We start from the raw sequence: 25,402 nt of genomic DNA, 5'->3' as shown, positions 1-25,402 counted from the left end.
TCTACTCAAAACAAATGGAGCCAGACATGCTGAAGAAACTGATCTCGACTCTTGCACTTAGCCTTTGCCTCGGCGGTGTCGCCCGGGCTGACACGGATATCAAGTTCACCCTCGGCTGGAAGACGCAAGGCTCGGACGCCCCCTTCCTGCTCGCCTTGCAGAAGGGCTACTTCAAGGACGAGGGCCTCAATGTCACCATCGATCAGGGCGAGGGTTCGGCGGCAACGGTCACGCGTATCATGTCGGGCGTCTACGATGCCGGCTTCGGCGATATCAATGCCATCATCCAGAATGCCGCCACACGGCCGAACGACGTGCCCGTCATGGTCTACCAGCTTTGGAGCAAGCCGCCCTTCGCCATCGTCAGCAAGAAGGAAACCAACATCACCAAGCCGGCCGATCTGGAAGGCAAGAAGCTGGGCGGTGCGCAGGGCACACCTACAACCCGCCTCGTCAACGTGCTGGGTACGATCAACAAGGTTGACATGACCAAGGTCGCGATCGAGAACATGGGTCCCAACCTGCAGGAGCCGATGCTCATCAAGGGCGATATCGACGGCGCCCTCGTGTTCAACATCACCAGCTGGTTCAACCTCATCAATAACCGCCAGGACCCGGCAAAGGACTATAACTGGCTATCCTTCGGCGATTATGGCCTTGATCTCTACGCCAACGGCATGATGGTGTCGCAGAAACTCGTCAAGGAAAACCCGAAAGCGGTGGAAGGACTGGTACGCGCGGTGAACAAGGCCACCAGGGAAATCGCCGAAAATTCCAGGGCAGGCATAGAGGCCGTGTTGGCCTACGACAATCTTGCCAAGGAAGAACTCGAACTTGCGCGCATGAAATTCTCCTACGAGAACCTGATCATCTCGCCGGAAGTCGAAAGGCTCGGCCTCGGCGACGTTGATGACGCTCGTCTTGCGCGTTCGATCGATATCGTGGCCGAAGGCTATCAGCTGCCTTCCAAGCCAAAGCCCGACCAGGTATTCACCCGCCAGTTCCTGCCGTCCTTGGACGACCGCAAGCTCGCCTACAAGATCGACTGAGCGAGCCACGATGTGCATCCCTGGCCGGAAGTTTTCGGCCAGTCCGTCAAGAGAGGAAATATCATGTCGCTACCTGTGCCGGAAGCTGCCCTGCCGGGAATGGTCACCAGTCCACATCCCCTGGCAAGCGAAGCCGGCGCAGCGGTACTAAGACGTGGCGGCAATGCTATCGAGGCGGCCGTTGCGATCGCTGCGGCACTTGCGGTGGTGATGCCGCATTTTTGCGGTCTGGGCGGCGATGCCGTATGGCTGGTCGCCGACAAGCAGGGCCTCCGCCGGTCCTTTCTGGGAATAGGTCAGGCCGCGGCGGTCCTTCCCGACTATCAGACGGCAATCCCGCTGCGCGGCCCCTCTTCCATGATAACGACCGCCTGCGCGGTAGATAGCTGGGGTCATGCCCTGGCGTTTGGACAGCAGCATTGGCAAGGCCGCGAGCAGCTTTCCGATCTTCTGATGCCCGCAATAGCTTTTGCGGAAAACGGATACCAGCCGGGCAACACACAAGATTTCTGGCTTGAATTCAGACGCCCCGAAATAGCCCAATGGCCGGGTTTCGCAGCCGCGTTTGATCATCCAGCAAGCATGGGCATTTTCACGCAACATCCGCTCGCTCGAACCCTTCGGCACATCGCCGAGCATGGCTATCGGTCCTTTTATGAGGGAGAGTTGGCGCGCCGCCTTGGAGAGGCGATGGCTTCGCTGGGCTCGCCGATCACTGCTGTCGACTTGCAACTCACCCGCACCCGCGATGCGGAACCCGTGTCGCAGGACTATCGCGGCGTAACGCTTTTCGCCCCGCCCCCGCCGACGCAGGGGCTTTCCACACTTGCGATCCTTGGCATTCTGTCCCGGCTGGATTTGGCGTCACTACCGCCATCAAGCGCAGCGCGGTACCATCTTTTGGTTGAAGCCGTGAAACAGGCGTTCCTCGATCGCGAACATATCGCCGACCCGGATTTCGCCGACGGCAACTCTCCCGGCTTTCTTGACCCAACCCGGCTTGAGAAGAAAGCTCAGGCCATCGACCACGAGCGGGCGCTCGAATGGCCTCATGCTTACCAGCATGGTGACACGGTCTTCTTCGCGGCAACCGACGAGCAGGGGCGCTGTGCAAGCGTGCTTCAGAGCACATATTTCGACTGGGGCAGCGGCGTGGTCGTTGGCGACACCGGCGTCATCTGGCAGAACCGCGGCGCGGCGTTTTCGGTTGCAAGCGGCCATCCGAACGCCATAAAGCCTGGAAAGCGGCCCTTCTATACCCTCAACCCGGGCATCGCGTTCAAGGATGGATCCCCCTATTTGCTTTACGGAACGCAAGGGGCAGATGGCCAGCCGCAGACATTGTCGCTGGTGCTCACAGGCCTGCTCGACTACGGCATGACGCCCGAACAGGCTTTGGCACAACCTCGTTTTCTGCTTGGCAAGACATTTTCCGACGTGCATCACAGCCTGAAAGTCGAGCAGTCGCCTGACGCGAACATTATCGGGGGACTGACTGCGCTTGGGCATGACGTCTTGCCACTGCCGGCACTGTCGCCGATTTTCGGACAGGCGGGCGTCATCTGCATCCAGGATCAAGAAACGATTCTTGGATCCCACGATCCACGTGGTGAAGGCGTTGCCATGTATGTTTACACCGATCGAAAATCAGCAACGTAGTTTCCGTGATCAAGCAGCAGCTCTCATGGCGTCCTCCTTGGTCTCAAAGAGTATCGAATGGTTTTCCTGCCATCGGCGCGATTTTCGTGAAGAGCAAATCCTGATCTTGCCACTGTTCTTCGAAACTCGTGATTGAGCGGGCGCTCATTTCGGGATCGAGCGCACCCAGTTCTACCGCCGTATCCGTCGATATCGAGCGGAGTGTTCACTGCCTTGCTCCAAAGCAGGTCTGTAGCATCTGGCCATTGCTTTCGCGTCCACGCGCAAAGGCCGCGCGGAGCGCGTTTCGCCGTCGAAACCGTCGCGTTCAGACCGCGCTGGCTATACGGGACAAGACGACGCTCCTCGGCGGTTTTTGCACGCCGGACGGGTTGGTCAATCCAATTCAAAACAGTTTATGCCACTCCTTGCATTACTGGTGGACGGATATCGTGTATTTCTGGGGAAAGTCGGTGAAGGAGGGAATAATGCGGGTCAAAGCAGCTGTGTTGCAGAGGATGAATGTGTCTCCTCCTTACCGCGAAAGCAGGCCTCTTGCGATTGAGGAAATCGAACTTTCGCAGCCCGGCCTCGGCGAAGTCCTCGTTCGCATCCGCGCCGCCGGCCTTTGTCACTCCGATCTTTCCGTCATCAACGGTGACAGGCCCCGGCCAATGCCGATGGCGCTGGGGCACGAGGCAGCCGGCGTTGTCGAGGCCCTTGGGGATGGGGTCCGGGACCTCGAACCGGGTGATCACGTCGTAATGGTCTTCATGCCGAGCTGCGGGCATTGTCTGCCTTGTGCGGAAGGTCGGCCAGCGCTTTGCGAACCGGGTGCTGCGGCCAACGCAGCAGGAACACTTGTCGGCGGCGCGATGAGGCTGAATTATCGCGGTCAAGCCGTCCATCATCATCTCGGGGTATCCGCTTTTGCCGAATATGCCGTCGTTTCGCGCAATTCACTTATCAAGATCGACCGCGACCTGCCATTTGTGGAAGCCGCGCTTTTCGGCTGCGCGGTTCTGACGGGCGTGGGCGCAGTCGTGAATACGGCCGAGATAAAGGCCGGCTCAACTGCCGTCGTCATCGGGCTGGGTGGCGTCGGTCTTGCCGCAGTGCTGGGAGCCCGGGCGGCTGGCGCCAGCAAGATCGTCGCCGTCGATCTCTCAGAGGAAAAGCTGGCGCTTGCCGGTGAACTTGGCGCGACAGCAGTGGTGAACGGCCGCGATGAAGATGCCGTCGAACAGGTTCGACAGCTTACCTCCGGTGGCGCTGACTACGCATTCGAGATGGCCGGTTCCATTCGCGCTCTCGAAAATGCCTTCAGGATGACCAAACGCGGCGGCACGACCGTGACCGCAGGCCTGCCGCCGCCGTCCGCGACCCTGCCGGTGAACATCGTGCAACTGGTTGCCGAGGAGAGGACACTCAAAGGCAGCTATATCGGCACCTGTGTGCCCGTCCGCGATATTCCGCGGTTCATCGCGCTTTACCGTGATGGGCGGCTGCCGGTGAACCGTTTGCTCAGTTCAAGGCTCAAGCTCGAGGATATCAACGAAGGTTTCGACCGCCTGCATGACGGAAGCGCCGTACGCCAGGTCATCGAGTTCTAGGAGCTGCGACGGGATGCCACTGCCACCGAGATCGCTTCGGAAACCCGGGCGACAAGCCCGGATCCGCTAATTTGAAGACACGCCATCCGATGATCCTGACAGCCCGCATCGCAGAGCACGATCTCATGCCCTTCGATCTGCTTCGTCAGCAATATTTCCCGCAGGACCGGAATTTCCTGCGGGCGCATCTGACGATGTTTTACCGCCTGCCGGGCGAATATGTGGACGTAATTGGCGAGAGCCTACGATCCATTGCGAAAGGTACCAGCGTGATTTCGGCCCAAGTCAGCGGTGTCCGTCATCTCGGTGCTGGCGTCGCGTTCACGATTGAAAGCGCGACGCTGAACTCGGTTCGTGGTGCCCTGCGGAGCGATTTCGTCCAATGGCTTGGCTCCCAAGACATGCAGGCGTGGCGACCGCACATCACGGTTCAAAACAAGGCTTCGCGAGCGAAGGCAAACGAGCTTTATCGCACGCTTACAGATGGCTTCTCGCCCCACGACATCACGATTGTAGGGCTTGACCTGTGGAGATATCTCGGTGCCCCCTGGGAAAGGGAGGCCACCGTGCCGTTCACCGATTGACACGCTGCGACGAAGATTCCGAATGTCTCAAACCATAAAGGGCGGACGTTTCAGGCTGCCGCGATCAGACGCGTTGCCGGCCGGGTGGCGGAAAGCTGAGGGCCGAGCGCGAGACGTGCCGCCTCATAGGCGTGCCATAGCTCGACATCCCTGAGCGCGGGAATGGTGCTGGTTTCCCCCTGATCGAGCCCGGCCAACGCGGCATCGACCATATCCTCGGCCTGCATGACGATCTCGTCGGGAAGATGTTCGACCGGCAGGCCTCCGATTGCCCAGAAGTCGGTCCGGGTGGCACCGGGCAGGACGGCCTGCGCCCGGATGCCACGGTCTGCGAGTTCGTGATTGAGCGATGTGGTAAACGCCTGCACAAAAGCCTTGGTACCACCGTAAACGCCGTTGAGCAGTTCTGGCGCAACCGCAACGATCGAAGCGATATTGATCACCGTGCCGCCGCCGCGCGCCACCAGGCCTGGCACTGCCGCGTATGTCAGGCGCATCAAAGCGGTCACGTTGAGCCGGATCATGGCTTCCATGCGATCGACATCGCTTTCCAGCAGCGTCGTGTGGGTGCCGATACCGGCGTTGTTGACCAGCGCCGTGATGCCGGCGTCTTCACGCAGCACTTTTTCAACGCGGGCAAGATCGGCCGTATCGCCCAGATCGGCGGCAAGCACTTCAACCACACGATCCGTCTTGTTCGATATCTCAGAGGCGAGCGACTGCAGCTTGTCCCCGTTTCGGGCTACAAGGATCAGGTCATAACCGCGCGCGGCTAGACGGTCAGCGTAGATTGCGCCGATGCCGGTTGAGGCGCCGGTGATGAGTGCAGTTCCCTTTGTGGTCATTGGTCTGTTCCTTGTTCGGGGGAAAGCGCCATCGCTTTCGACACGGACGTTATGGACCAGATGACATTTGTCCGATATGACGTATAAACTACGTTTTTAAGACACAGGATAGGAGGAACGGGTGCCTCATATTTCCATGGTGCTGACGCCGGGTTTCCAGTTTCTCGCGCTGGGCGTCCAGGCAGCTTTCGAGTTGGCCAATGTGTTGAGGGATGAAGCCTATTATACGCTCTCGATCACCTCGGTCGAAGGTGGCCCCGTCATGTCGTCTAGCGGTTTTTCCGTGCCGACCACAAAACTCGATGAGGTGGGACAGGTGGATACACTGCTTCTTCTGGCAGGCCTCCTTCCGCCTCCGCAGCAGGATGAAGCAACGCTTGCCACCTTGCGCGCAATGGCCAGGGCATCGCGGCGGGTCGCAGGGCTCTGCACCGGATCGTTTCTGCTTGGGCAAATGGGATTTCTCGACGGACGGCGCGCAACCACCCACTGGTCCTATGCGCAGGAGATGCGCAGGTCCTTCCCAAAGGTGCGCGTTGAAGACGATCGCATCTTCATCAACGAGGGACCGGTCTGGACATCGGCCGGCCTGACCGCCGGCCTGGATCTCGCAGTGGCACTGATCGAAAAAGATCTGGGACGCGATGTGGCAGGCGCGATAGCCCGAAGACTTGTAATGCATCATCGCCGTGCCGGCGGTCAGTCGCAACATTCTGAATTGCTTCAACTTGCACCCAGCAGTGACCGCATCCAGAAGACGCTGATCCATGCGAAGACACATCTTGCCAACCCTTTGACCGTCGAGGAACTGGCTGAGGTCGCGGCACTCTCGCCCCGCCAGTTCAGCCGTGCGTTTCATGCCGAAACCGGCCAGACACCCGCCAAGGCCGTGGAGCAAATCCGCCTTGAGGCAGCTCGCCTGATGATCGAGGAGACCCGGCACCCGATGGATCAGATCGCGCGCGAAAGTGGCTTCGTCGATCTTCGGCGCATGCGCGATGCCTTCATGCGGCAGTATGGACAACCGCCGCAAACCATCAGGCGGCTTGCAAGGACCGCCTGATTAAATAGTCTGAAGAGAGATAAGTGCCCTTTCCCCCCGGGTGAGACCCCGGACGCTTTAGAGCCGAGTTCAATAACCGGTCATTTCCAGGTAGCCTCGTCCCGAGGCCGTTCCCGTAAATTCGACTGGTCCCTCCCAGTAAGGGGTCGAGGTCGCCATCCATGCCTGCTCGTTCAGCGCCGTCGTTTTGATGTCGAGACCCCGGCTTGGAATCTTCAGGTTCCATTCCACCGGAACCGCCTTGCCGTTCACCGTTTCGGTCCGCAAGGGCGAAATCTGTATCTCCCGGGGATCGACCGGCGAGGTCGTGCCATCGGCCGAAATCCAGTTGGCAGAAGTATAAGCTCCTTCGTCATCTCTCAGCCGGAACGCCATCACCTTTTCGCCGGATGCGAGGTGGAGGGAAAACCAGTCCCATCCCGTCTGATTGGAAGCGAGGGGCTGGGATGACCACTCACGATCGAGCCAGGCTTTGCCTGTCACCTGTAGGACCCGGCCCTCAAGAACGACGTTGCCGCTGACCTCGTAGAAGGGCTGGGAATAATAATAGCTGGCCTGCCCGGCGGCTGATTTGACCGAAAAGCCCCTGTCCCCCTGCAGAACAAACGGGCCGTTCGCCTGAAGTTTGAGCTGATAATGAAAACCTTTGCCGCTGGCGTTCAAATCAATTTTATCGAGAGGGTCGGCATGTCCGGTCACTGCCGTCTTCATCTCCCAATTATCTATCCACGCCTTAAAAGGAGCGACCCCGACACCCGCCTGTCCAATGCCGCCGCGCGCCAGTCTTTCGGCAACATAATGGCGGCTGGCGGTTGTCACGGCGGCGTGGCCCAGCCAGATCTGCGGATCCGCCCATCCTGCCCGCTCGCCGGGCTGGAGCGCCGAACGAAAAAGCGTCCATTGAGCCCCTAGCTGCTCACCGTCGGCGGTCTGGAGATTTGCGGTGACGTACCACCATTCGATCCTGAAGTCCGGATGCGGCCCATGCTCCCGTGGAAAAACCAGCGGCACGCCTCGTCGTGGAACGCTGAAGCCTTCCGCATTCGACCCCAGTCCGGCGAAACCCTGCGCTACCGATGCCACCGGCGCGAGAAGACAACAGACGAAAAAAAGACGAATGATGGGCCTAGCGTTCATTGGCAAATATCCTGAGAAGGTCCGTGGGTGTCGTTTTCGCCAATCGCCGGACCGGGATCAAAACCGACATGATGGCGGCCACGAGGGCGACAAGGCCCAGTTTCAGCCATTCCATCGGGAAGACGATCATCGGCAGCCGCCATCCGAACGCTTCCACATTGATGATCACGAGGAGAACCCAGGCCAAAGCAAGCCCGACGGGAATGGCGGCCACGAAAGTTATGAACCACAAAGCGAGTGTGCGGATAAACTCCAGCCACGCCAGATCACGACGGCGAAGTCCGAGCGCCCAGACCGGGGCCAGTTGCGGCAACCGGAGTGAGGCGAGCGTCAAGAGGCTTGAAAACATCGCAAAACCGGCAACGCCGAGCGTCAGGACGTTCAGGGCGCCCGTCACCGTAAAGGTCTGCTCGAAAATGGCTGCGGATTGCCGCTTAAGAGATGCCTGGTCAACGATATTGGCTTCCGGCAGGCCGAACTCGTCCATCAGGCTGCGTCGAAAATCCGCCACCTCCTCCGGCGCAAGGCGAAGGCCATATCGCAGTTTTTCGACATCCGGATAGTGCTCAACAAGAGCATCAATGCCGATAATCACCTGTCCGGACGGATTGCCGTAATCCGAAAATACGCCGACGACGGTGGCGCTCCAGCCACCTGGCAATTGGATTTTCTGGCCAGGTGAAGCCTTGCCGGTCCGCCACAACTGCTCATTGACGATTGCGCCCCGGCCGCTCGCAATTTCATCCCAGGTCGCAGGCGAGCGAAGGATCAACGGCCAATGATCCCTGTAGGTAGGATCATCGGCGACACCAAAAATCTGCACCTGTTCGCCTGAAACGTCACCACGGCTGCTCCAGATGGGCAGAACCGCGCGTGTATGTTGAGGAAACCACTGGCGTAGCTTCTCGGCTTCCGTCTCGTCTCGCGCTGTCACGTAAACCTCTGCTGCAAGTCGCTGATCGAGCCAACCCAGAAATGTCTCTCGAAAACTCGAGACCATCGTGCCGACGCCGATATTGGCCGATAGCGCAAGCAGCAATGCCATCAAAGCAAGGGAGAGCCCGGGCAATTGCTGACGCGTATCTGCAAAGAACCATCGCACCAGTATGTGTCGGGAAACGTGTTCGCCTGCCTTCATGGCAAAGGAGAGAAAAGGAGGAAGAATGAATGCCGCGCCGAGCAGCAGCGCGGCCAGAACCGCAAATCCGGATAGGAGCCCACTGCCAGTCCAGACAAGCAGGCCGGACAGCACGATCAGAAATGTGCCGATTGTTGCCTGTAGCACCAGCCCCCTGACCGATGCCATTGTCCATGCCCGGCTATGCGCCGCGGACAATATCGGCATCCGCCAGACACGCCATAGATGTTGCAGCGAGGAAAGCCACGTCCCGATCAGCGCCATGCCTAGACCAGCCAGCCACCATTCAGGCCTGATGGAAAGTGAGCCTGAAACGCTCGCCCCGTAAAGCCCACTGAGCGTCGCGGCAACCCCTGGCAGAAGTGCAGAAGCGATGACATAGCCGAGAACGACGCCAAAGGCGCCGGACAAGAGGGCAAAAAGCGTAATTTCAAAAACGAGCATCACCGTGAGTGAGCCGAGCGAGATGCCGAGCGATCTCAAGGTTCTGAAGGTGCCTCGCCTCTGCTCGAATGACAGACCGGTTGCGGAATAGGCGATAAACAGACCAACGACAAAAGCAAGGAAGCCGAATGCCGTGAGGTTGAGATGAAAACTGTCGGTGAGCCGCGCAACGTCCGATCGCCCGCCCGCTTCTCTTATTGTCAGGTCCGGTGCGAGAACCGCGATTGCCTGACGATCAACTGCTTGTGAGGGTGAAATGACGATCCGGCTGAGATCTCCTTTGCGTTCGAGGATGCGGGCGGCAGTGGAAATGTCGACAAAAGCCGCCCCGTCGGGAATATTGGCCGTCGGTCTGACGGCAAGACCCGCCGTATCCTTTAAGGCGCTGGCCGTCGCCGGTGAGACGATCATAACGCCGGGCGCGGTCATGAAGTCTATAAGGCCGGATCGGTCCGAAGGGGGAAGTACCGATCCATCCGAGGGCATCGTCAACGGGTCAATCCCGATCAGCCTGATACGCGTCGTCCCGAACCGGTGTTGACCTTCGATGACCGGAGAGACATCCAAGCCGGCCCGGCGAAGTCTGGCGTAGGTTTCCAAGGCTATCATGCCGCCGTCTTTGGCGACCAGCTGATCCAGCTGGTTTTGAGACAATAGCGAGGCCGCCCTGTCATAGCTGGCACGCGCTTCGGAATTGATGGCCTGTACGGCAGACCATAGCGCTGTCGCGAGCGCCACGCCCATGACGAGCATCAAGAATTGCAGTGGTCTGTAGCGCCAGTGCGAGAGCAGCGCACTGAAGGCGGTCGCGTTCATTGCGACACCTTTCCGCCGCTGAGGGCAATGCGCCGATCAAGTTTTGCGGCGAGCCGGCTGGAATGGGTGACGAGCAGAAGCGCGATTTTCGCTGACGTCGTCAGTCGCAGCATGATGTCGATAACGATATCTGCGGTGTTCTCGTCGAGATTGCCGGTCGGTTCGTCGGCAAGGATCAGCGGCGGCCGGGCCGCAAGCGTCCTTGCGATCGCAACCCGCTGCTGTTGCCCTCCCGAGAGCTGCTCGGGATAACGGTCGAGGAGCGCCGCAATTCCCAGGGCTTCGACCAGTGTCTTTTCCCACGTCCGATCAAAACGGCCCGCGAGCTTTGCGTGGAAAGAGACATTGGAGCCGACATCGAGGCTCGGAATCAGATTGAACTGCTGAAAAATCAAACCGACGTCATGCCGGCGAAATGTTGCGCGGTCTCTGTCGTTAAGATCGGTGATCGTACGGCCGTTCACCCTGACGGTGCCGCTGTCGGGCAGATCAAGGCCGCCAACAAGATGCAGGAGCGTGCTTTTGCCGCTGCCGGATTCTCCCGTCAATGCAAGGCTCTCTCCCGCGTCAACGCTCAGATCAACGCCATTGAGAACCGGTATCGTCCCTTCGGCGGTCTGATAGGTCTTTCTGAGGCCGGAAATTGATAGGATCATGGGAGCTTTGGTCTCTAACTGATCTTATATGATCGGATGTGGTCACAGATTTCAACCAAGCTGACCCGACGATGTTCCCTTGGCGCGAGACAGAAGCCGGCCCCGATTTTGTCTACCAATACGATGTCCACCACTTCCACGGGTATTTGGAATCAATGACCAAGTCGGATAAGCCTGTTTGCGGATGTGGTTGCGATTTGCTGCGGATCATTCGAGGTTTGAGGTGACGGACGAATTTTCTGCTGAACTTGATGACTTGCATCGCACTACCTTCGACTACTTCTGGTCCGGCAGCCATCCCGAGAGCGGACTTCCGAGGGACCGCATGGGATCAGATGGTCAGACGATCCACGAAATCACATCCATATCGGGGGTGGGGTTCGGATTTCTTGCGCTCATTGTCGGCGTTCACCGGTCCTGGATTACGCGGCAGGAGGCGATCGATCGGGCGAACCTTATGCTGCGATCTCTCGGCGCGGTGAAGCGATTTCATGGCGCTTTTCCGCATTTTGTCCACAGCTCCGGCGGAAAGACAATTCCATTTGCGAAGTTCGATGACGGCGGCGATCTCGTTGAGACTGCACTTCTGGTTCAGGCACTGATCTGCGCCCGCGAGTTCTTTGACGAGCCGACATCAACGGAAATGGATCTGCGCCGGTCGGTTACCGACATCGTGGAGGCAGTGGAGTGGAACTGGTTTACACAGGGAAAGCCCGGCCCTCTCTACTGGCATTGGAGCCCCCGCTTCGGCTGGGCGAAGAACCTGCCGATTGCGGGATGGAACGAGGCTCTGGTCACTTACGTTCTTGCGGCAGGATCGGCCGCGCATGCAATAAACCCGTTCTCCTACCACTCCGGCTGGGCGCGCGATGGCGAGATCAGAAACGGCGCGAGATATCTTGGCGTCAGGCTGCCGCTCGGCGAGCCGTATGGAGGTCCGCTCTTCCTGTCGCAATATTCATTCTGCACTCTCGATCCGCGCGGTTTGGGTGATGCCTATTGCAGTGATTATCTCGAGCAGGTCCATGCCCATAGCCTCATCAACTATCGGTATTGCAGCACCCGTTATGCGCCGGAAGACGGATGGGGTCTATCGGCCTGCGACGGGCCGAAGGGGTATGCCGTCAATTCTCCAACCGATGACCATGGCATCATTGCCACGACGGCTGCGCTCTCCAGCATGCCGTTCCTGCCGGTTCGATCGATACGGGCGGCTGTGCGCTTTCTGCAATGGCGTGGCGGCGCACTAAGGGGTCGTTTCGGCCTGATGGATTCCTTCCAGCCGTCCACCGGCTGGGTTTCAAAAACCCATCTCGCCATCGATCAGGGGCCTGTGGTTGCTATGATGGAAAACTATCGCAGCGGCCTGATCTGGGATTTATTCATGAATGCGGCGGAGGTCAGCCGTGGCTTGATAAAGCTGGGCTTTCACACGGACAGGTACCGGGAAACAGATGATCTCCTGGCGTCGCGGTAACGGAGACCTGCCAGTTCCTATGATCGGCTGCAGCGGACCCCGGGAGGTAGAGTTTAATCACTTGACGGAGGTGTTTTGCGCCTCCCTTCGCCGCTGTCACGGCCCTACCACTCTATCCTGCGGCCGTCATAGGCGAAGAACTGCCCTGTCTGGGCGGGCGTAAGTCCATCTATCGTTGCCAGGAGACTTTCTGCGGCGTGTTTCGGTGAAAAGCGCTCCCGGCCCTTTGAAAAGGCCTGCGAGAGGTCAGTATCCACCGTGCCCGGATGGAGCGCCACCACGATGGACTGCGGATGGGTACGCGCGATTTCGATCGCCGCCGTTCGGATTATCTGGTTCTGGGCGGCCTTCGATGCCCTGTAGGAAATCCAGCCGCCCAGTCTGTTGTCTCCTATCGATCCGACGCGTGCGGACAGCGAGGCAAAAACGCACCGTTCCTCCCGTTTCAGAAGCGGCGCAAAATGCTTCAGCAGCAGGGCTGGTCCGATCGAATTGACAGCGAACTGTTTGGCCATTTGGGAAGGATCAATCGCCTTGATCGTCTTTTCCGGTCCGACGCCATCGATCGTCAGCGCACCCGTTGCATTAAAGACCAGATCGAACGAGCCGCGCTGATCTGACAGACGGCTGACAGCCCCGGCGACACTCGCCTCGTCGATGGTATCAAGATCACCTCCGCTGCGCGAGAGTGGCAGGGCGAGCGCGCAACGAGGATCTGTCTGAAGAAGAGACAGCAAAGCCCCTCCTATGCCGCCGGATGCCCCTATCACGATCGCCCTGTAACCATTTGCGAGGGAATGCAGCATCGTCAGGGTCCTTTAGCGCTGAGCTGGAAACTCAAGCTTGTTGACGTCGTAACCCAGCTTGCGCGTTTCTGCGATCATTCTTTGAAGTTTGCTTTTGGAGGGAACGCTTCTGGCGTAGATCCACACGTCATCCGTGGAGGGATTGGCGCTGATGAACCACGATTTGTCCGGGGATTTATACAGGACCCAATAGTTGAAAGTGATGAGGAGAGGATAGCGAACCCGCATCTTTGCATTCGCAGAACCGAAGTCCTCTATCTTGCCGACGCCCCTGATGGTTTTCAGCCGGCCCTGCGGAGTGTCGACCCGGCAGCCGTCTTCCACCAGAACCTCGTTTGCAGCCCTGCCCTGCCGGTATGTCGAATAGCCGGCGACGCAGCCGTCCGTGAGCAGCATCGGCATACGGCCAATCTCAAGCCACTTGCCGCGGTAATGATCGCTCCCAACCGGCACCGGCTTTGGGCTGGCGGCGGAAGCGGATTGCGCCGATAGCGCAACCGCAAGCGTTAGCGCTGCGATCAGCTGCTTGACACCTGTGTGCATGAACTCCTCCTCTTGATGGCGCCCATAGGTCCAGGTATCCGCCCGCCTTTGCGGCATACCCCACAGCGATGAAAGACGAACGCTGGCGGCATAGAACGCATCCGCGTCAGAAAGCGTTGCACACGCAGGCCCGTTCAGGCCATCGGCAAACCCTATTTCGCTGATGGTCCTGCGATAACGGATTTCGCCCTGATGCGAGCGGCCTTTCTGTAGGCTCGAGGTGTAAGCCCCATCTCCATCCGAAAGTAGCGATTGAAGTTCGACAGGTTGTTGAAGCCCGCCTCGAAACAGACATCCGTAATCGATGTCTCGGTCTCCGCAAGCAGGGTTCTCGCGCGCCACACACGCACCGAACGGCTATAGTCGGAGAAGTTCATGCCGGTCAGGCGCCGGAAGGCACGCGAAAATGCGGAGGGCTCGAAGCCGACCAGTTCTGCCACTTCCCGCATTTGCGCGGCAGGATTCGATTGCAGTATCTGGATCGCCTGATCGATCCTGCGATGTCTGCGGTCAGACACCTGATTATAAACGGATATGAAGTGTTCGCTGGCGAGCAGCCGCTTCTCGGCGGCTGTTTCGATATCCTCGAGGATTTCCAGAAAAAGGCCCAGTCCGCCGCGGTGTCCTGCCGAATGCAGCCTGAGGATCTTTGCCCCGATAGTGAACGCGTCTTCCCCCAGAACCTCGATCCCGCGTTGCGCCAGGGGTTTCAGTCGGTAGAGCACGTCAAATTCCGGACAGACCGAGCGGACGCCAATCAAGGCATCCGCGTCGAACTGCAGGACCATGTCACGGCCGGGCAAGGCCGGCGCGCCCGGTGTAATCCAGTTATGGGGAAGGTTTGTCCCCGTGAGCACCAGATGCCCCGGACGGAACGAACCGATGTAGTCTCCCACATAAGCGAAGCCGGTAGCATCAGGTATGAAGTGAATTTCCCATTCGGGATGATAGTTCCAGATGCAGATCGGGTTGGGATAGTCGTCCCGGCGGATCAGATAGGAAGCGCCTCGGGGCAAGACGATCTGCTCGCGCGTGGCGGTGAAGGTCTCAGATACTGATTGAGGAAAGTCTGATGCAATACGCATTCATCTGCTCATGTTATGGCGCACAAATGTCAAGATAATACCAGTTCTGTGACTGACGCCAACTAGTTTGCGCCCGTCGCTTGCGCAAATCTGGACGCGTCGATGGCACGGGAGTTGCCACCAAGGGAGGACATCATGACACTCAATGCTCTCCGCGCAGGCTGCGCGGTTGTTGCCCTATTTGCCGCGTCCAGCGCGTTTGCCGCCGCACAATGCACGAGCGACGTGCGTGTTCTGGCACAGCCGCGCGACGGACTGACCCTTCTCGAAAAATATGTCGATGAGTTCGAAGAACTGTCCGGCGCAGGCTTCGAGATCAGCTATCTCAACGAGAATGATCGCCGCGCAAAGTCGCAGGCCGACGCCTCGACAGTCGGTAGCTTCAACGTCTATTACGTTGACGAAGCCAATCTGGCGCTTTTTGCCTCGTCAAAGTGGATCGTTCCGCTCGAAGGCTTTTACCCGGCAGAATACGACTACAAGGACTTCGACGCCGGCATGCGCGCCGCTGCGACCTACGACGGCAAGGAGTGGTTTGCACCGGTACAGGGCGGCGGCGACCTGATGGTCTATCGCACCGACCTTCTGGAAAAGGCGGGCATCGCCCCGCCAAAGACATGGGACGAATATTTTGCCGCCGTGAAGAAGCTGCATGACCCGGCCAATGGCGTCTACGGCACTGCCCTGCGCGGTCAGCGCGGTTCAGGCGCCAATGTCTGGCGCTGGATGCCCTTCTTCAAGGCAAATGGCGGCGAGTGGTTCAAGGATGGCAAGCCTGCCTTCAATTCCGATGCGGCCGTAAAGGCGACCGAGACCTATCTCGAACTCTTTAAATATTCCGCACCGGGCACGCAGACCGGCTCCTGGGACGAGTCCACCGGCGCTTTCCGCTCCGGCAAGGTGGCGATCATCATCGAATCCGCACCTCTTGGCGGCATGTCCGTCGATAAGGCCCAGAGCCAGGTTGCGGACAAGGTGGCATTCTCGGTTCCGCCGTCGCCGCTGCCCGGCGCCGGTTACGCCCATGGTTTTGCGATTGCTTCCAAGGCCAACAAGACTGACGAGGAGAAGGCCTGCGCCGGTCTCTTCGTTGCCTGGGCGACATCCAAGGAACAGGAAGCACGCCGCCTCGCCGCCGGCCAGCCGGGCGAACTGACGCGCACCAGCACCTACCAGAGCCCGGAATATGCCAAGACCTTCGGCCAGAACCTTGCCGATGCCATGGCCGCGACCGGTGAAAAGACCACCGTGACCTTCTGGCAGGATGCGCGCTGGCAGGAACTGGGCAACCAGTGGGGCATCATGCTCGAAGAGCTGATCACCGGCAGCCGCACCGATATCAAGGCGACGCTCAACGAACTCGAAGCTTTCGCCGCCAAACTCTGACGCCTCCCAAGCCGTCTGAAGGGCGCGTCCAGTGACGCGCCCCCTTTTCCCCACCCGAGGATCTGCCATGCGCCGCGGCCGCTCGCTGCCTTACGTCTTTCTTGGACCCACTCTCAGCATCCTGATCGTTCTGGCGCTCGTGCCGACGGTCTACGCCATCAACATCTCCTTGCAAAACCGCACGCTGTCTGCGCCCGACGCGGACTACGTCTGGTTTGCCAATTATGCCGCGCTGTTTTCAGATGCACGTTTTCTGAACGCGCTTTGGGTGTCGTTCAAGTGGGAGGTCATCAGCGTCTCAATGACCATGGTGACCGGGCTTGCTCTCGGGATTGCGATGTTCGAGGCCGCAAGCCCTCGCGTACGAAACGTTCTCTGCGTGCTTTTCATCATTCCCGTTCTTTTGCCACGGGTTTGCGCCGCTTTCGTCTGGAAATTCGCCTTTCATCCGCTCTACGGCGCCTTGACCTGGCCGGTCAGGGAACTCACCGGCATTACGCCCGATATTCTGTCGACACCCCTCGGCGCCCTTCTTGCCGTTGCCTTCGTTGATGTCTGGCAGTGGGGTTTGTTCTTTGCAGTCATCATCCTGAAGCTTCTGGAATCCCTGCCGCCGCAGCCGCTGGAAGCCGCACGTATCGATCGCGCGAGCCGCTTCGAAATCCATCGTTTTGTAACGCTTCCGATGCTGAAAGCGCCCTTGATCAGCCTGCTCCTCGTCAAGGCTATCGAGAGCCTGCGTTCCTTCGATCTCGTCTACGTCATGACGCGCGGTGGTCCCGGCATCTCTACCGAGACGCTGGACATGTACGCCTATTCGCAGGGCTTCATCGAAGCCGGCAAGATTTCGTACGCCTCCTCCATGGCTGTCATCATGATGGTCCTGACCATTGTCACCTTTACCTTTACGTGGAAGAGGCTGAACCGATGAAAGTCTCCACTTTCTTCCTCAGGGTGTTGCTGGTTCTGGCCGCCGCACTTGTCGTGCTGCCGCTGCTTTGGACCCTGCTCAACGCTTTCAAGACCAATGCCGACCTGCTGGTATCGACGCCTAAACTCGTCTTCCAGCCTGTCCTCGACAATATGAGCTATGTGCTCAATCGCCGTTCGGTCGCGCGCGCGCTCACCAACTCGTTGATCATCTGCTCGAGTGCGGTCGTCCTCGGCGCAGTACTCGGTGTGCCCGCCGCCTATGTGATTGCCCGATTCAAGAACAGGATCACGGCGGAAGCGCAGTTTTTTGTCCTGTCGCTCCGTTTCCTGCCGCCCGTCGCGATCGCCATTCCCATGCTGGTCATCTGGCTTGGTCTTGATTTCTACGACACCAGACTTTCGCTGATCGTGACCTATCTCATCGTCACCGCTTCAATAACCATATGGCTTTCCGTGCCGGCTTTTGAGCGCGTCAGCCTACACGTTGAAGAGGCTGCCCGGGTGGATGGACTTGGTCCCTATGCGACGTTCTTCCGCATCGCCCTGCCAATTGCCCGTTTCCAGGTCTTTGGCGCGGTCGCCTTCTCATTCGTTCTTGTATGGAACGAGTTCCTGCTTGCCATGATGCTCACGACCTCGAAGGCGAAGACCCTGCCGATCATCGCGTCGGAAATGTCGCAGCTCGGCATGAACGTGCCGTGGGGCATCCTCAACGCCGCCGTCGTCCTCTTGTCGCTGCCGCCACTGATCCTGCTCGGCGTGCTTGCAGGTGGCCTCAATGCCGCATTTTCCAAGAAAACTGATCAAGGTTGACTGACCCATGAAAGCACTTGTCCTCGAACGTGTCGGCGAACTTTCCCTGCGCGACATCGAAATTTCTCAGCAATTGGGGCCGGATGACGTTCGCATTCGTCTGCATACCGTCGGTGTCTGCGGCAGCGACGTGCATTATTATACGCACGGGCGCATCGGTGACTTCGTCGTCAATGAGCCAATGGTGCTCGGCCACGAGGCCGCGGGGACCGTCATCGAGACCGGAGCCAATGTAACGCATTTGAAGCCCGGCGACCGCGTCTGCATGGAGCCCGGCATTCCCGATCCTAAATCTCGCGCGTCGCGGCTCGGCCTCTACAATGTTGATCCCGCTGTCACCTTCTGGGCGACGCCACCGGTGCACGGTGTGCTTTGCCCCGAAACGGTTCATCCGGCGAGTTTCACCTACAAGCTGCCGGACAATGTCTCCTTTGCCGAAGGGGCGATGGTCGAACCATTTGCCGTGGGCATGCAGGCGGCCGCCCGGGCCAACATCACGCCTGGCGATACCGCGGTCGTTACCGGCTGCGGGACGATCGGCATCATGGTGGCGCTCGCCGCTCTGGCCGGTGGCTGCTCTCGGGTGATCATTTCGGACATTTCCGCGACCAAGCTCAAACTTGCCGAAAGCTATGGCGGCATAACCGGTGTCAACCTGAAGGAGGCCGATCTCGTTCAGACGGTCAATGAGGAAACCGAAGGTTGGGGAGCGGACATCGTCTTCGAATGCTCGGGCGCGCCGGCTGCGGTCCGCGATCTCTTCAAGGTCGTCCGCCCAGGCGGAACGGTTGTTATCGTCGGCCTGCCGCCGGAACCCGTCGCCGTGGACCTTGCAGCAGCCTGCTTCCGCGAATGCCGTATCGAGACGGTTTTCCGCTACGCCAACGTATTCGATCGCGCATTGGCGCTGATTGCCGCCGGCAAGGTTGACCTGAAACCATTGGTCTCCGGCACCTATGCCTTCGATCAATCGATTGCCGCTTTCGAGAGGGCGGCCGAAGGCCGGCCTGAAGATGTGAAGCTGCAGATCGTGATGAATGGGGAGACGCATTGATGGCCACCGTCGAGTGCCGGGGAATCCGGAAAGTCTATGGTTCGCTGGAGGTCATGCGGGATTTTGACCTCAAGATCGATAACCACGAATTCGTCGTCTTTCTCGGACCGTCAGGCTGCGGGAAATCCACTATGCTGCGAATGATTGCCGGGCTTGAGGAAATTTCCGGCGGAGATCTTCTCATCGGCGGCGAGCGGATGAACGACCGCGACCCCGGCGACCGGGGCATCGCCATGGTGTTTCAGAATTATGCGCTGTACCCTCATATGAGCGTACGGGAAAACATCACCTTCGGGCTCGAGAGGGCCGGTATTGGAAAGTCTGCAATCGAACAGCGTCTTGCACCCGTGGTCGATGCGCTGGGACTTGGCGTCTACCTTGCGCGCAAGCCCACGGAACTGTCGGGCGGACAGCAACAGCGTGTGGCGATTGCCCGCGCCATGATCAAGACGCCGGAAGTTTTTCTCTTCGACGAGCCGCTTTCGAACCTCGACGCCAAGCTCCGGGGCAGTCTGCGTGTTGAGATCGCACGGCTCCATAAGGACCTGAAAACGACGAGCATCTACGTCACTCATGACCAGCTCGAAGCCATGACGCTTGCCGATCGTATCGTCCTCATGAAAGACGGACGGATCGAGCAGATGGGCACGCCTGAAGAGATTTACCAGACACCCCGAACCATCTTTGCCGCGGGCTTCATCGGCACTCCGAACATGAATTTCCTGCAATTGCAGATGACGCCGGAGGGCGTCGGCGACGATCTCGTGAAGTTTGCAGCCCCTGCTGGTCTGCGCTCCGGTGAGGTCACCGTTGGGATCAGGCCGGGATCATTCCGCTTGAACCACGATGCCAAGGCGTTTCGCGGAACAGTTGAGCGCAATGAGTTCCACGGCGAGACACGCCTTATCTGCCTCAAGAATGATCGCCACGAGATCAACATTTCCGTGCCCGCCGAGATACGACCAGCAATTGGCGAAATAATCGGAGTCGAAGTCGCCTCTTCTGATATTCACGTCTTTGATCCCGGATCGGGCCTGAGACTGAACTAACCGTGGTGAGACTGGCCCAGGATGGCGGCGTGCCGCGCAATGGAACGCCTGTGATGCAGCGCAGGCGGTCCATCGGGTTCCACTTTCTCCCATCCATCCGTCGGTCGATCACCCGGAAAGCACCCGGATTTCAACGAAGTGACGCAGAAAGAGCGAAAAGCGAAAGCGTCGTCCGGGCGCACAGGGAACGCATGGATGTATCCGAAGCCAAGGCTAAAGACGCTGTAAGACGAGGACACGAAGCTGAAACGGCTCCTGGCGGATGCGATGCTAGACAATGCGGCTTTGAAAGACCTTTTGGCAAAGAAGTGTGACGCCCGCAGCGAGCCGGAAAGCTATTGGAAATCTCATTGATCACCACGAGATGAGTGAATGGCGGACGTGTAAAGCCGTGGGCTTCTGCCGAATGACGACCCGTTTCGAAACCAAGCGCAGCGAAGGCGCTGGCGAATGAACGCCGCCGTTTTGGGTATCGGCGGCTTCATGTGCTGCTCAGGCAGAAGGGGTACCTTGTCAACCGCAAGCGGCTCTTCCGGCTTTATCGGGGGGAGAAGCTGACCGTGCGCAAGCGCGGTGGCCGCAAGCGCGCGATCGGTGCAGGTGCACCGATGCTGATCCCGCTTGCCGCCGATGATCGCTGGTCGCTGGACTTCGTCTCGGCTCAACTCACCGATGGCCGCAGGTCCCGGGTGCTGACCGTCGTCGACGATTGTACCAGGGAGTGCCTGACACTCATCGCCGATACTTCTCTTTCCGGCTTGAGGGTCGCTCGTGAGGCGGAGCAGATAATCGAGGGACGGGGCAAGCCGAAGATGATCGTCAGCGACAATGGCAGCGAGTTCACCGGCAAGGCGATCCTGCAATGGACAGATCGGACCAAGGCTGCCTCACTATATCGCGCCAGGCAAACCGATCCAGTACGCCTTCATCCGTGAGCTTCAATGGGCGGCTGCGAGACGAGTTCTTGAATGAAACGCTCTTCTCGTCACTGATCCAGGCCCGATCTGGGTCTTCAAACTGGCGCAGCGATTACAACGATCATCGACTAAACTCTGGACTCGTGTGGCTGACACCCGCCGAGTTCTTCGCTCAGACAATCAACCCGCGACGCGACGTGATGCGGTGCTGCGCAGCCGGAATGGCTCCGCACCGCAACCCGCCGCTACCTCCCAGAATACAGCAACCCAAAAACGTTGGAGCAAACCCAACACTGGATAAAATTTGGGGGGCAAGGTCAAAGGTCATGGAAGCTGGGGAGATCGACACGCAGCAAAAACAAAAAAAGCTCCTCGACGGCTACGCGGAGGAGCTTTTTGAGAAGCGACTTGAATGGGCGAATTTGCAAGTTTCAGTGCGGGTGCTTGTGCGTGAAGGGTGGCTTTGGGTGTGGTTTATCTGTTTTGTTTTGGATTGTTGTATTGGTTGCGGGGGCAGGATTTGAACCTGCGGCCTTCAGGTTATGAGCCTGACGAGCTACCGGGCTGCTCCACCCCGCGTCCAGCGCATTCGGCAAGGCCGAATGTCGCGGTTACGTCGTTGCTTTAGCGACGACGGATCTTTGCCGGAGTAAATTGCGGAGCAATTTATCTCCTGTAAGGGACGCACTTGGCGTTTTCCTTAAGTTTTGTCTTAAACTGCAAAAGGCCGCTTTTGGCGGCCCTTTTTTTTCGGCTGGGCCGAGGGATGTGATGAGAAGATTTTGATGCGTTTTGCAGACCTGGCAGCGACCTACTCTCCCGCGTCTTGAGACGAAGTACCATTGGCGCTGGGGCGTTTCACGGCCGTGTTCGGAATGGGAACGGGTGCAGCCGCCCCGCGATAACCACCAGGTCGGCAAAACGCAACATTGTTCATGTTTTCACATGAACGTTGTTTTCGAGAAGCTGGAGAGCTCAAGGCTCTATTTAATTTACACGTCGTTTCTGTGACTTATCCGTATGTTGCCTTGCTCGAGGTCGAGCGTGGCGCCCATACAGGGCGCTAGTCCGTCGCCAATCGTTTGGCGCGCCGTCTGCAGCGTAGTGGCCGAAGGCCACGTCAGCGTGAAGACAGAACAGATCATCAAGCTTCGCTTGATGAGCATGAACAATGGGAACGAAGAAGTCGATCGAGCTATTAGTAACGGTAAGCTTCACACATTGCTGTGCTTCCACACCCGTCCTATCAACGTGGTCGTCTTCCACGGCTCTGATAGGGAACACTCGTTTTCAGGTTGGTTTCCCGCTTAGATGCCTTCAGCGGTTATCCATTCCGTATATAGCTACTCTGCTATGCCCTTGGCAGGACAACAGATCCACCAGAGATACGTCCATCCCGGTCCTCTCGTACTAGGGACAGATCCTGTCAATATTCCTACACCCACGGCAGATAGGGACCGAACTGTCTCACGACGTTCTGAACCCAACTCACGTACCGCTTTAAATGGCGAACAGCCATACCCTTGGGACCTGCTCCAGCCCCAGGATGCGATGAGTCGACATCGAGGTGCCAAACAACCCCGTCGATATGGACTCTTGGGGGTCATCAGCCTGTTATCCCCGGCGTACCTTTTATCCGTTGAGCGATGGCCCTTCCACACGGGACCACCGGATCACTATGACCGACTTTCGTCTCTGCTCGACTTGTCAGTCTCGCAGTCAGGCTAGCTTATGCCATTGCACTCGACGACCGATTTCCGACCGGTCTGAGCTAACCATCGCGCGCCTCCGTTACTCTTTCGGAGGCGACCGCCCCAGTCAAACTACCCACCATACACTGTCCCGGATCCGGATAACGGACCGCGGTTAGACATCCACGAAGATAAGGGTGGTATTTCAAGGATGGCTCCACAGAAACTGGCGTCCCTGCTTCAAAGCCTACCACCTATCCTACACATGCCTTGGCGAATGCCAGTGTAAAGCTATAGTAAAGGTGCACGGGGTCTTTCCGTCTGACCGCAGGAACCCCGCATCTTCACGGGGAATTCAATTTCACTGAGTCTATGTTGGAGACAGCGGGGAAGTCGTTACGCCATTCGTGCAGGTCGGAACTTACCCGACAAGGAATTTCGCTACCTTAGGACCGTTATAGTTACGGCCGCCGTTTACTGGGGCTTCAGTTCAGAGCTTGCACCCCTCCCTTTAACCTTCCAGCACCGGGCAGGCGTCAGACCCTATACGTCGTATTGCTACTTCGCAGAGCCCTGTGTTTTTGATAAACAGTCGCTACCCCCTGGTCTGTGCCACCCCATCATACTTGCGTACAAAAGGGTCACGCTTCTTCCGAAGTTACGCGTGCAATTTGCCGAGTTCCTTCAACATAGTTCTCTCAAGCGCCTTGGTATACTCTACCTGACCACCTGTGTCGGTTTCGGGTACGGTCTATACGGTGGAGCTATTTCCTGGAACCTCTTCGCCGCCCAACCAATCCAATAAGGTTGAACAACACACGAGATCCGTCACTACCACCAGGCCCACGAATATTAACGTGGTTCCCATCGACTACGCGTGTCCGCCTCGTCTTAGGGGCCGGCTAACCCTGCTCAGATTAACTTTAAGCAGGAACCCTTGGTCTTTCGGCGAGGGAGTCTCTCACTCCCTTTATCGTTACTCATGTCAACATTCGCACTTCCGATATCTCCAGCAGCCCTCACGGGTCCGCCTTCACAGACTTACGGAACGCTCCGCTACCACTTGCATTGCTGCAAATCCTCAGCTTCGGTGCATGGCTTTAGCCCCGTTACATTTTCGGCGCAAAGACCCTTATTTAGACCAGTGAGCTGTTACGCTTTCTTTAAATGATGGCTGCTTCTAAGCCAACATCCTGGTTGTTTTGGGATCCTCACATCCTTTCCCACTTAGCCATGACTTGGGGACCTTAGCTGGAGGTCAGGGTTGTTGCCCTTTTCACGACGGACGTTAGCACCCGCCGTGTGTCTGCCGACTAGTACTCCTCGGTATTCGGAGTTTGGTTAGGATCAGTAAGACGGTGAGTCCCCATAGCCCATCCAGTGCTCTACCCCCGAGGGTATTCGGTCGACGCTCTACCTAAATAGATTTCGCGGAGAACCAGCTATTTCCGAGTTTGATTGGCCTTTCACCCCTAGCCACAAGTCATCCCGAACTATTGCAACAGTTATGGGTTCGGCCCTCCAGTTGGTGTTACCCAACCTTCAGCCTGCTCATGGCTAGATCACTCGGTTTCGGGTCTAATGCAACTAACTCAATCGCCCTATTCAGACTCGCTTTCGCTGCGCCTACACCTACCGGCTTAAGCTTGCTAGTTACACTAAGTCGTTGACCCATTATACAAAAGGTACGCCGTCACCCTTGCGGGCTCCGACTGTTTGTAGGCATCCGGTTTCAGGTTCTATTTCACTCCCCTCGTCGGGGTGCTTTTCACCTTTCCCTCACGGTACTTGTTCGCTATCGGTCATGCACGAGTACTTAGGCTTGGAGAGTGGTCTCCCCATGTTCAGACAGGATTTCACGTGTCCCGCCCTACTCAAGGACAATGACTGTTCTACGCGTAAGGGGCTATCACCCTCTATGGCCGACCTTTCCAGATCGTTCCGCTTTATTCATCATTGCCACTGGCCTGGTCCGCGTTCGCTCGCCACTACTTGCGGAGTCTCGGTTGATGTCCTTTCCTGCAGGTACTTAGATGTTTCAGTTCCCTGCGTTCGCTTCTTACCCCTATGTATTCGAAAGTAAGATACCTTATCACAATGCTTGGAAACCCAGGCCGTTCGTTAAAACAGACTGGATTTTCCAAGCATTTAAGGTGGGTTGCCCCATTCGGAGATCCATGGATCAAAGCTTATTCGCAGCTCCCCACGGCTTTTCGCAGCGTATCACGTCCTTCTTCGCCTGTGCATGCCAAGGCATCCACCAAATGCCCTTAATTCACTTCTTCGTTCTCATTGTCTATGCTCATCCATAGCCGCTCCAAAGGAACGGCAACCTGATTACCTTTTACAATCAAGTCTTTCCTGATGACATCGACGTGTCGGTACGGTCTTCATTGAGGGCACGCCGGTGCACCTCGAAGCCATACCATTAAGACCAGCTTCTCGAGATATCATCCGGTGATGCGCGGTCAGGCAACATCAATCCAGCATTCCCATCAGATGAAGGCCTAAACCTTCAAACAACAAAAATGCCTCGGACAAGCTTTCCTACCTACCTCCAATCCCTCCACCAATTCCGGCCGACTAAGCCATCACATGGTTTCTCTGGGACTGGGCTCGGACGTTTCAAACCACAAGGGCTCAAAACACCTGGAAGCTTCCAGAC

Annotated in this window: 19 protein-coding genes, 1 tRNA gene, 2 rRNA genes and 1 pseudogene; 13 read left to right on the top strand and 10 right to left on the bottom strand. The window is 58.0% G+C overall.

Annotated features, from left to right (window positions below; translation table 11 throughout):
• Positions 1 to 26 precede the first annotated feature (26 nt).
• From EYD00_RS20320 to EYD00_RS20300, 4 genes are all read left to right on the top strand, one after another.
• Positions 27 to 1,049, top strand: coding sequence for an ABC transporter substrate-binding protein (locus EYD00_RS20320; protein WP_034498598.1), 1,023 nt, complete (start codon positions 27 to 29; stop codon positions 1,047 to 1,049).
• Between the two features lie 99 nt (positions 1,050 to 1,148).
• Positions 1,149 to 2,708: a gamma-glutamyltransferase family protein gene (locus EYD00_RS20315; protein WP_034498601.1), complete on the top strand. Its 1,560-nt coding sequence runs from the start codon at positions 1,149 to 1,151 to the stop codon at positions 2,706 to 2,708.
• A 467-nt stretch (positions 2,709 to 3,175) separates the two neighbouring features.
• Entirely contained in the window at positions 3,176 to 4,300 is a 1,125-nt protein-coding gene (locus EYD00_RS20305) for a zinc-dependent alcohol dehydrogenase family protein (protein WP_034498440.1), read from the top strand.
• An 89-nt stretch (positions 4,301 to 4,389) separates the two neighbouring features.
• Positions 4,390 to 4,884 carry a 2'-5' RNA ligase family protein gene (locus EYD00_RS20300; protein WP_034498442.1) on the top strand — a complete coding sequence of 165 codons (495 nt, stop codon included), beginning with the start codon at positions 4,390 to 4,392 and terminating at the stop codon, positions 4,882 to 4,884.
• 50 nt (positions 4,885 to 4,934) lie between these two features.
• Here the strand turns inward: EYD00_RS20300 and EYD00_RS20295 are convergent, their stop codons facing one another.
• Entirely contained in the window at positions 4,935 to 5,729 is a 795-nt protein-coding gene (locus EYD00_RS20295; protein WP_034498443.1) for an SDR family NAD(P)-dependent oxidoreductase, read from the bottom strand.
• A gap of 121 nt (positions 5,730 to 5,850) precedes the next feature.
• Between EYD00_RS20295 and EYD00_RS20290 the strand changes: the two genes are divergently transcribed.
• Positions 5,851 to 6,792 (top strand): GlxA family transcriptional regulator, encoded by a 942-nt coding sequence (locus tag EYD00_RS20290; protein ID WP_197483830.1) that lies wholly within the window; start codon positions 5,851 to 5,853, stop codon positions 6,790 to 6,792.
• Positions 6,793 to 6,861: 69 nt separating this feature from the next.
• Here EYD00_RS20290 and EYD00_RS20285 read toward each other — a convergent pair whose 3' ends face one another.
• Genes EYD00_RS20285 through EYD00_RS20275 form a run of 3 tightly spaced genes read right to left on the bottom strand, consistent with a single transcriptional unit; the run spans position 6,862 to position 10,983 of the window.
• Complete coding sequence (locus tag EYD00_RS20285; RefSeq protein WP_034498446.1) at positions 6,862 to 7,929, bottom strand: lipocalin-like domain-containing protein; 1,068 nt, start codon at positions 7,927 to 7,929, stop codon at positions 6,862 to 6,864.
• Complete coding sequence (locus EYD00_RS20280; protein WP_034498449.1) at positions 7,919 to 10,327, bottom strand: ABC transporter permease; 2,409 nt, start codon at positions 10,325 to 10,327, stop codon at positions 7,919 to 7,921. The genes EYD00_RS20285 and EYD00_RS20280 overlap by 11 nt, the downstream gene beginning before the upstream one ends.
• On the bottom strand, positions 10,324 to 10,983 hold the full coding sequence (locus EYD00_RS20275) for an ABC transporter ATP-binding protein (protein WP_034498451.1): 660 nt from the start codon (positions 10,981 to 10,983) through the stop codon (positions 10,324 to 10,326). Before EYD00_RS20275 ends, EYD00_RS20280 begins: the two co-directional genes overlap by 4 nt.
• A 325-nt stretch (positions 10,984 to 11,308) precedes the next feature.
• Between EYD00_RS20275 and EYD00_RS20270 the strand changes: the two genes are divergently transcribed.
• Positions 11,309 to 12,460: a glucoamylase family protein gene (locus EYD00_RS20270; protein ID WP_051674210.1), complete on the top strand. Its 1,152-nt coding sequence runs from the start codon at positions 11,309 to 11,311 to the stop codon at positions 12,458 to 12,460.
• 104 nt (positions 12,461 to 12,564) lie between these two features.
• On the opposite strand, the gene EYD00_RS20265 is transcribed toward EYD00_RS20270, so the two are convergent.
• From EYD00_RS20265 to EYD00_RS20255, 3 genes are all read right to left on the bottom strand, one after another.
• Positions 12,565 to 13,266, bottom strand: coding sequence for an SDR family NAD(P)-dependent oxidoreductase (locus tag EYD00_RS20265; protein ID WP_034498453.1), 702 nt, complete (start codon positions 13,264 to 13,266; stop codon positions 12,565 to 12,567).
• A gap of 12 nt (positions 13,267 to 13,278) precedes the next feature.
• Positions 13,279 to 13,809, bottom strand: a complete 531-nt coding sequence (locus tag EYD00_RS20260) for a lipocalin family protein (protein ID WP_004438060.1) — start codon at positions 13,807 to 13,809, stop codon at positions 13,279 to 13,281.
• Between the two features lie 152 nt (positions 13,810 to 13,961).
• Positions 13,962 to 14,894: an AraC family transcriptional regulator gene (locus EYD00_RS20255; RefSeq protein WP_004438057.1), complete on the bottom strand. Its 933-nt coding sequence runs from the start codon at positions 14,892 to 14,894 to the stop codon at positions 13,962 to 13,964.
• Between the two features lie 135 nt (positions 14,895 to 15,029).
• Here EYD00_RS20255 and EYD00_RS20250 point away from each other — a divergent pair, with 135 nt between their 5' ends.
• The 7 genes and pseudogenes from EYD00_RS20250 (at position 15,030) to EYD00_RS26440 (ending at position 21,570) form a co-directional block, all read left to right on the top strand.
• Entirely contained in the window at positions 15,030 to 16,280 is a 1,251-nt protein-coding gene (locus EYD00_RS20250) for an ABC transporter substrate-binding protein (protein WP_004438056.1), read from the top strand.
• Positions 16,281 to 16,347: 67 nt separating this feature from the next.
• Positions 16,348 to 17,211: a carbohydrate ABC transporter permease gene (locus EYD00_RS20245; protein ID WP_004438055.1), complete on the top strand. Its 864-nt coding sequence runs from the start codon at positions 16,348 to 16,350 to the stop codon at positions 17,209 to 17,211.
• Positions 17,208 to 18,026 (top strand): carbohydrate ABC transporter permease, encoded by an 819-nt coding sequence (locus EYD00_RS20240; protein WP_034498455.1) that lies wholly within the window; start codon positions 17,208 to 17,210, stop codon positions 18,024 to 18,026. The genes EYD00_RS20245 and EYD00_RS20240 overlap by 4 nt, the downstream gene beginning before the upstream one ends.
• A gap of 7 nt (positions 18,027 to 18,033) precedes the next feature.
• Complete coding sequence (locus EYD00_RS20235) at positions 18,034 to 19,080, top strand: NAD(P)-dependent alcohol dehydrogenase (RefSeq protein WP_034498459.1); 1,047 nt, start codon at positions 18,034 to 18,036, stop codon at positions 19,078 to 19,080.
• A complete protein-coding gene (locus EYD00_RS20230) occupies positions 19,080 to 20,129 on the top strand; it encodes an ABC transporter ATP-binding protein (protein WP_034498460.1) in 1,050 nt (349 codons plus the stop codon). The genes EYD00_RS20235 and EYD00_RS20230 overlap by 1 nt, the downstream gene beginning before the upstream one ends.
• 191 nt (positions 20,130 to 20,320) lie before the next feature.
• A pseudogene (locus EYD00_RS26105) lies at positions 20,321 to 21,347 on the top strand (IS3 family transposase); the annotation flags it as partial.
• Between the two features lie 25 nt (positions 21,348 to 21,372).
• Positions 21,373 to 21,570, top strand: coding sequence for a hypothetical protein (locus EYD00_RS26440; RefSeq protein ID WP_045535705.1), 198 nt, complete (start codon positions 21,373 to 21,375; stop codon positions 21,568 to 21,570).
• Here EYD00_RS26440 and EYD00_RS20215 read toward each other — a convergent pair.
• From EYD00_RS20215 to EYD00_RS20205, 3 genes are all read right to left on the bottom strand, one after another.
• Positions 21,549 to 21,625, bottom strand: a tRNA-Met gene (locus EYD00_RS20215). The two genes, EYD00_RS26440 and EYD00_RS20215, sit on opposite strands and share 22 nt — an antisense overlap.
• A gap of 219 nt (positions 21,626 to 21,844) precedes the next feature.
• A 5S ribosomal RNA gene (gene rrf, locus EYD00_RS20210) occupies positions 21,845 to 21,959 on the bottom strand.
• A 264-nt stretch (positions 21,960 to 22,223) separates the two neighbouring features.
• Positions 22,224 to 25,022, bottom strand: a 23S ribosomal RNA gene (locus EYD00_RS20205).
• Positions 25,023 to 25,402: the final 380 nt, after the last annotated feature.

Source organism: Agrobacterium sp. 33MFTa1.1 (assembly GCF_004328495.1).
Taxonomy (GTDB): domain Bacteria; phylum Pseudomonadota; class Alphaproteobacteria; order Rhizobiales; family Rhizobiaceae; genus Agrobacterium; species Agrobacterium pusense.
Note: the sequence above shows the minus strand (reverse complement) of the source record. Positions and strands in the feature narration are given on the sequence as shown.

What these genes read in the sequence shown, in the direction of transcription:
- EYD00_RS20235 (WP_034498459.1), top strand. Translation starts at nt 18,034, where the DNA reads ATGAAAGCACTTGTCCTCGAACGTGTCGGCGAACTTTCCCTGCGCGAC.
- EYD00_RS20295 (WP_034498443.1), bottom strand. Translation starts at nt 5,729, where the DNA reads ATGACCACAAAGGGAACTGCACTCATCACCGGCGCCTCAACCGGCATC.
- EYD00_RS20265 (WP_034498453.1), bottom strand. Translation starts at nt 13,266, where the DNA reads ATGCTGCATTCCCTCGCAAATGGTTACAGGGCGATCGTGATAGGGGCA.
- EYD00_RS20250 (WP_004438056.1), top strand. Translation starts at nt 15,030, where the DNA reads ATGACACTCAATGCTCTCCGCGCAGGCTGCGCGGTTGTTGCCCTATTT.
- EYD00_RS20305 (WP_034498440.1), top strand. Translation starts at nt 3,176, where the DNA reads ATGCGGGTCAAAGCAGCTGTGTTGCAGAGGATGAATGTGTCTCCTCCT.
- EYD00_RS20300 (WP_034498442.1), top strand. Translation starts at nt 4,390, where the DNA reads ATGATCCTGACAGCCCGCATCGCAGAGCACGATCTCATGCCCTTCGAT.
- EYD00_RS20255 (WP_004438057.1), bottom strand. Translation starts at nt 14,894, where the DNA reads ATGCGTATTGCATCAGACTTTCCTCAATCAGTATCTGAGACCTTCACC.
- EYD00_RS20275 (WP_034498451.1), bottom strand. Translation starts at nt 10,983, where the DNA reads ATGATCCTATCAATTTCCGGCCTCAGAAAGACCTATCAGACCGCCGAA.
- EYD00_RS20270 (WP_051674210.1), top strand. Translation starts at nt 11,309, where the DNA reads ATGGGATCAGATGGTCAGACGATCCACGAAATCACATCCATATCGGGG.
- EYD00_RS20320 (WP_034498598.1), top strand. Translation starts at nt 27, where the DNA reads ATGCTGAAGAAACTGATCTCGACTCTTGCACTTAGCCTTTGCCTCGGC.
- EYD00_RS20285 (WP_034498446.1), bottom strand. Translation starts at nt 7,929, where the DNA reads ATGAACGCTAGGCCCATCATTCGTCTTTTTTTCGTCTGTTGTCTTCTC.
- EYD00_RS20260 (WP_004438060.1), bottom strand. Translation starts at nt 13,809, where the DNA reads ATGCACACAGGTGTCAAGCAGCTGATCGCAGCGCTAACGCTTGCGGTT.
- EYD00_RS20280 (WP_034498449.1), bottom strand. Translation starts at nt 10,327, where the DNA reads ATGAACGCGACCGCCTTCAGTGCGCTGCTCTCGCACTGGCGCTACAGA.
- EYD00_RS20230 (WP_034498460.1), top strand. Translation starts at nt 19,080, where the DNA reads ATGGCCACCGTCGAGTGCCGGGGAATCCGGAAAGTCTATGGTTCGCTG.
- EYD00_RS20245 (WP_004438055.1), top strand. Translation starts at nt 16,348, where the DNA reads ATGCGCCGCGGCCGCTCGCTGCCTTACGTCTTTCTTGGACCCACTCTC.
- EYD00_RS20315 (WP_034498601.1), top strand. Translation starts at nt 1,149, where the DNA reads ATGGTCACCAGTCCACATCCCCTGGCAAGCGAAGCCGGCGCAGCGGTA.
- EYD00_RS26440 (WP_045535705.1), top strand. Translation starts at nt 21,373, where the DNA reads ATGGAAGCTGGGGAGATCGACACGCAGCAAAAACAAAAAAAGCTCCTC.
- EYD00_RS20240 (WP_034498455.1), top strand. Translation starts at nt 17,208, where the DNA reads ATGAAAGTCTCCACTTTCTTCCTCAGGGTGTTGCTGGTTCTGGCCGCC.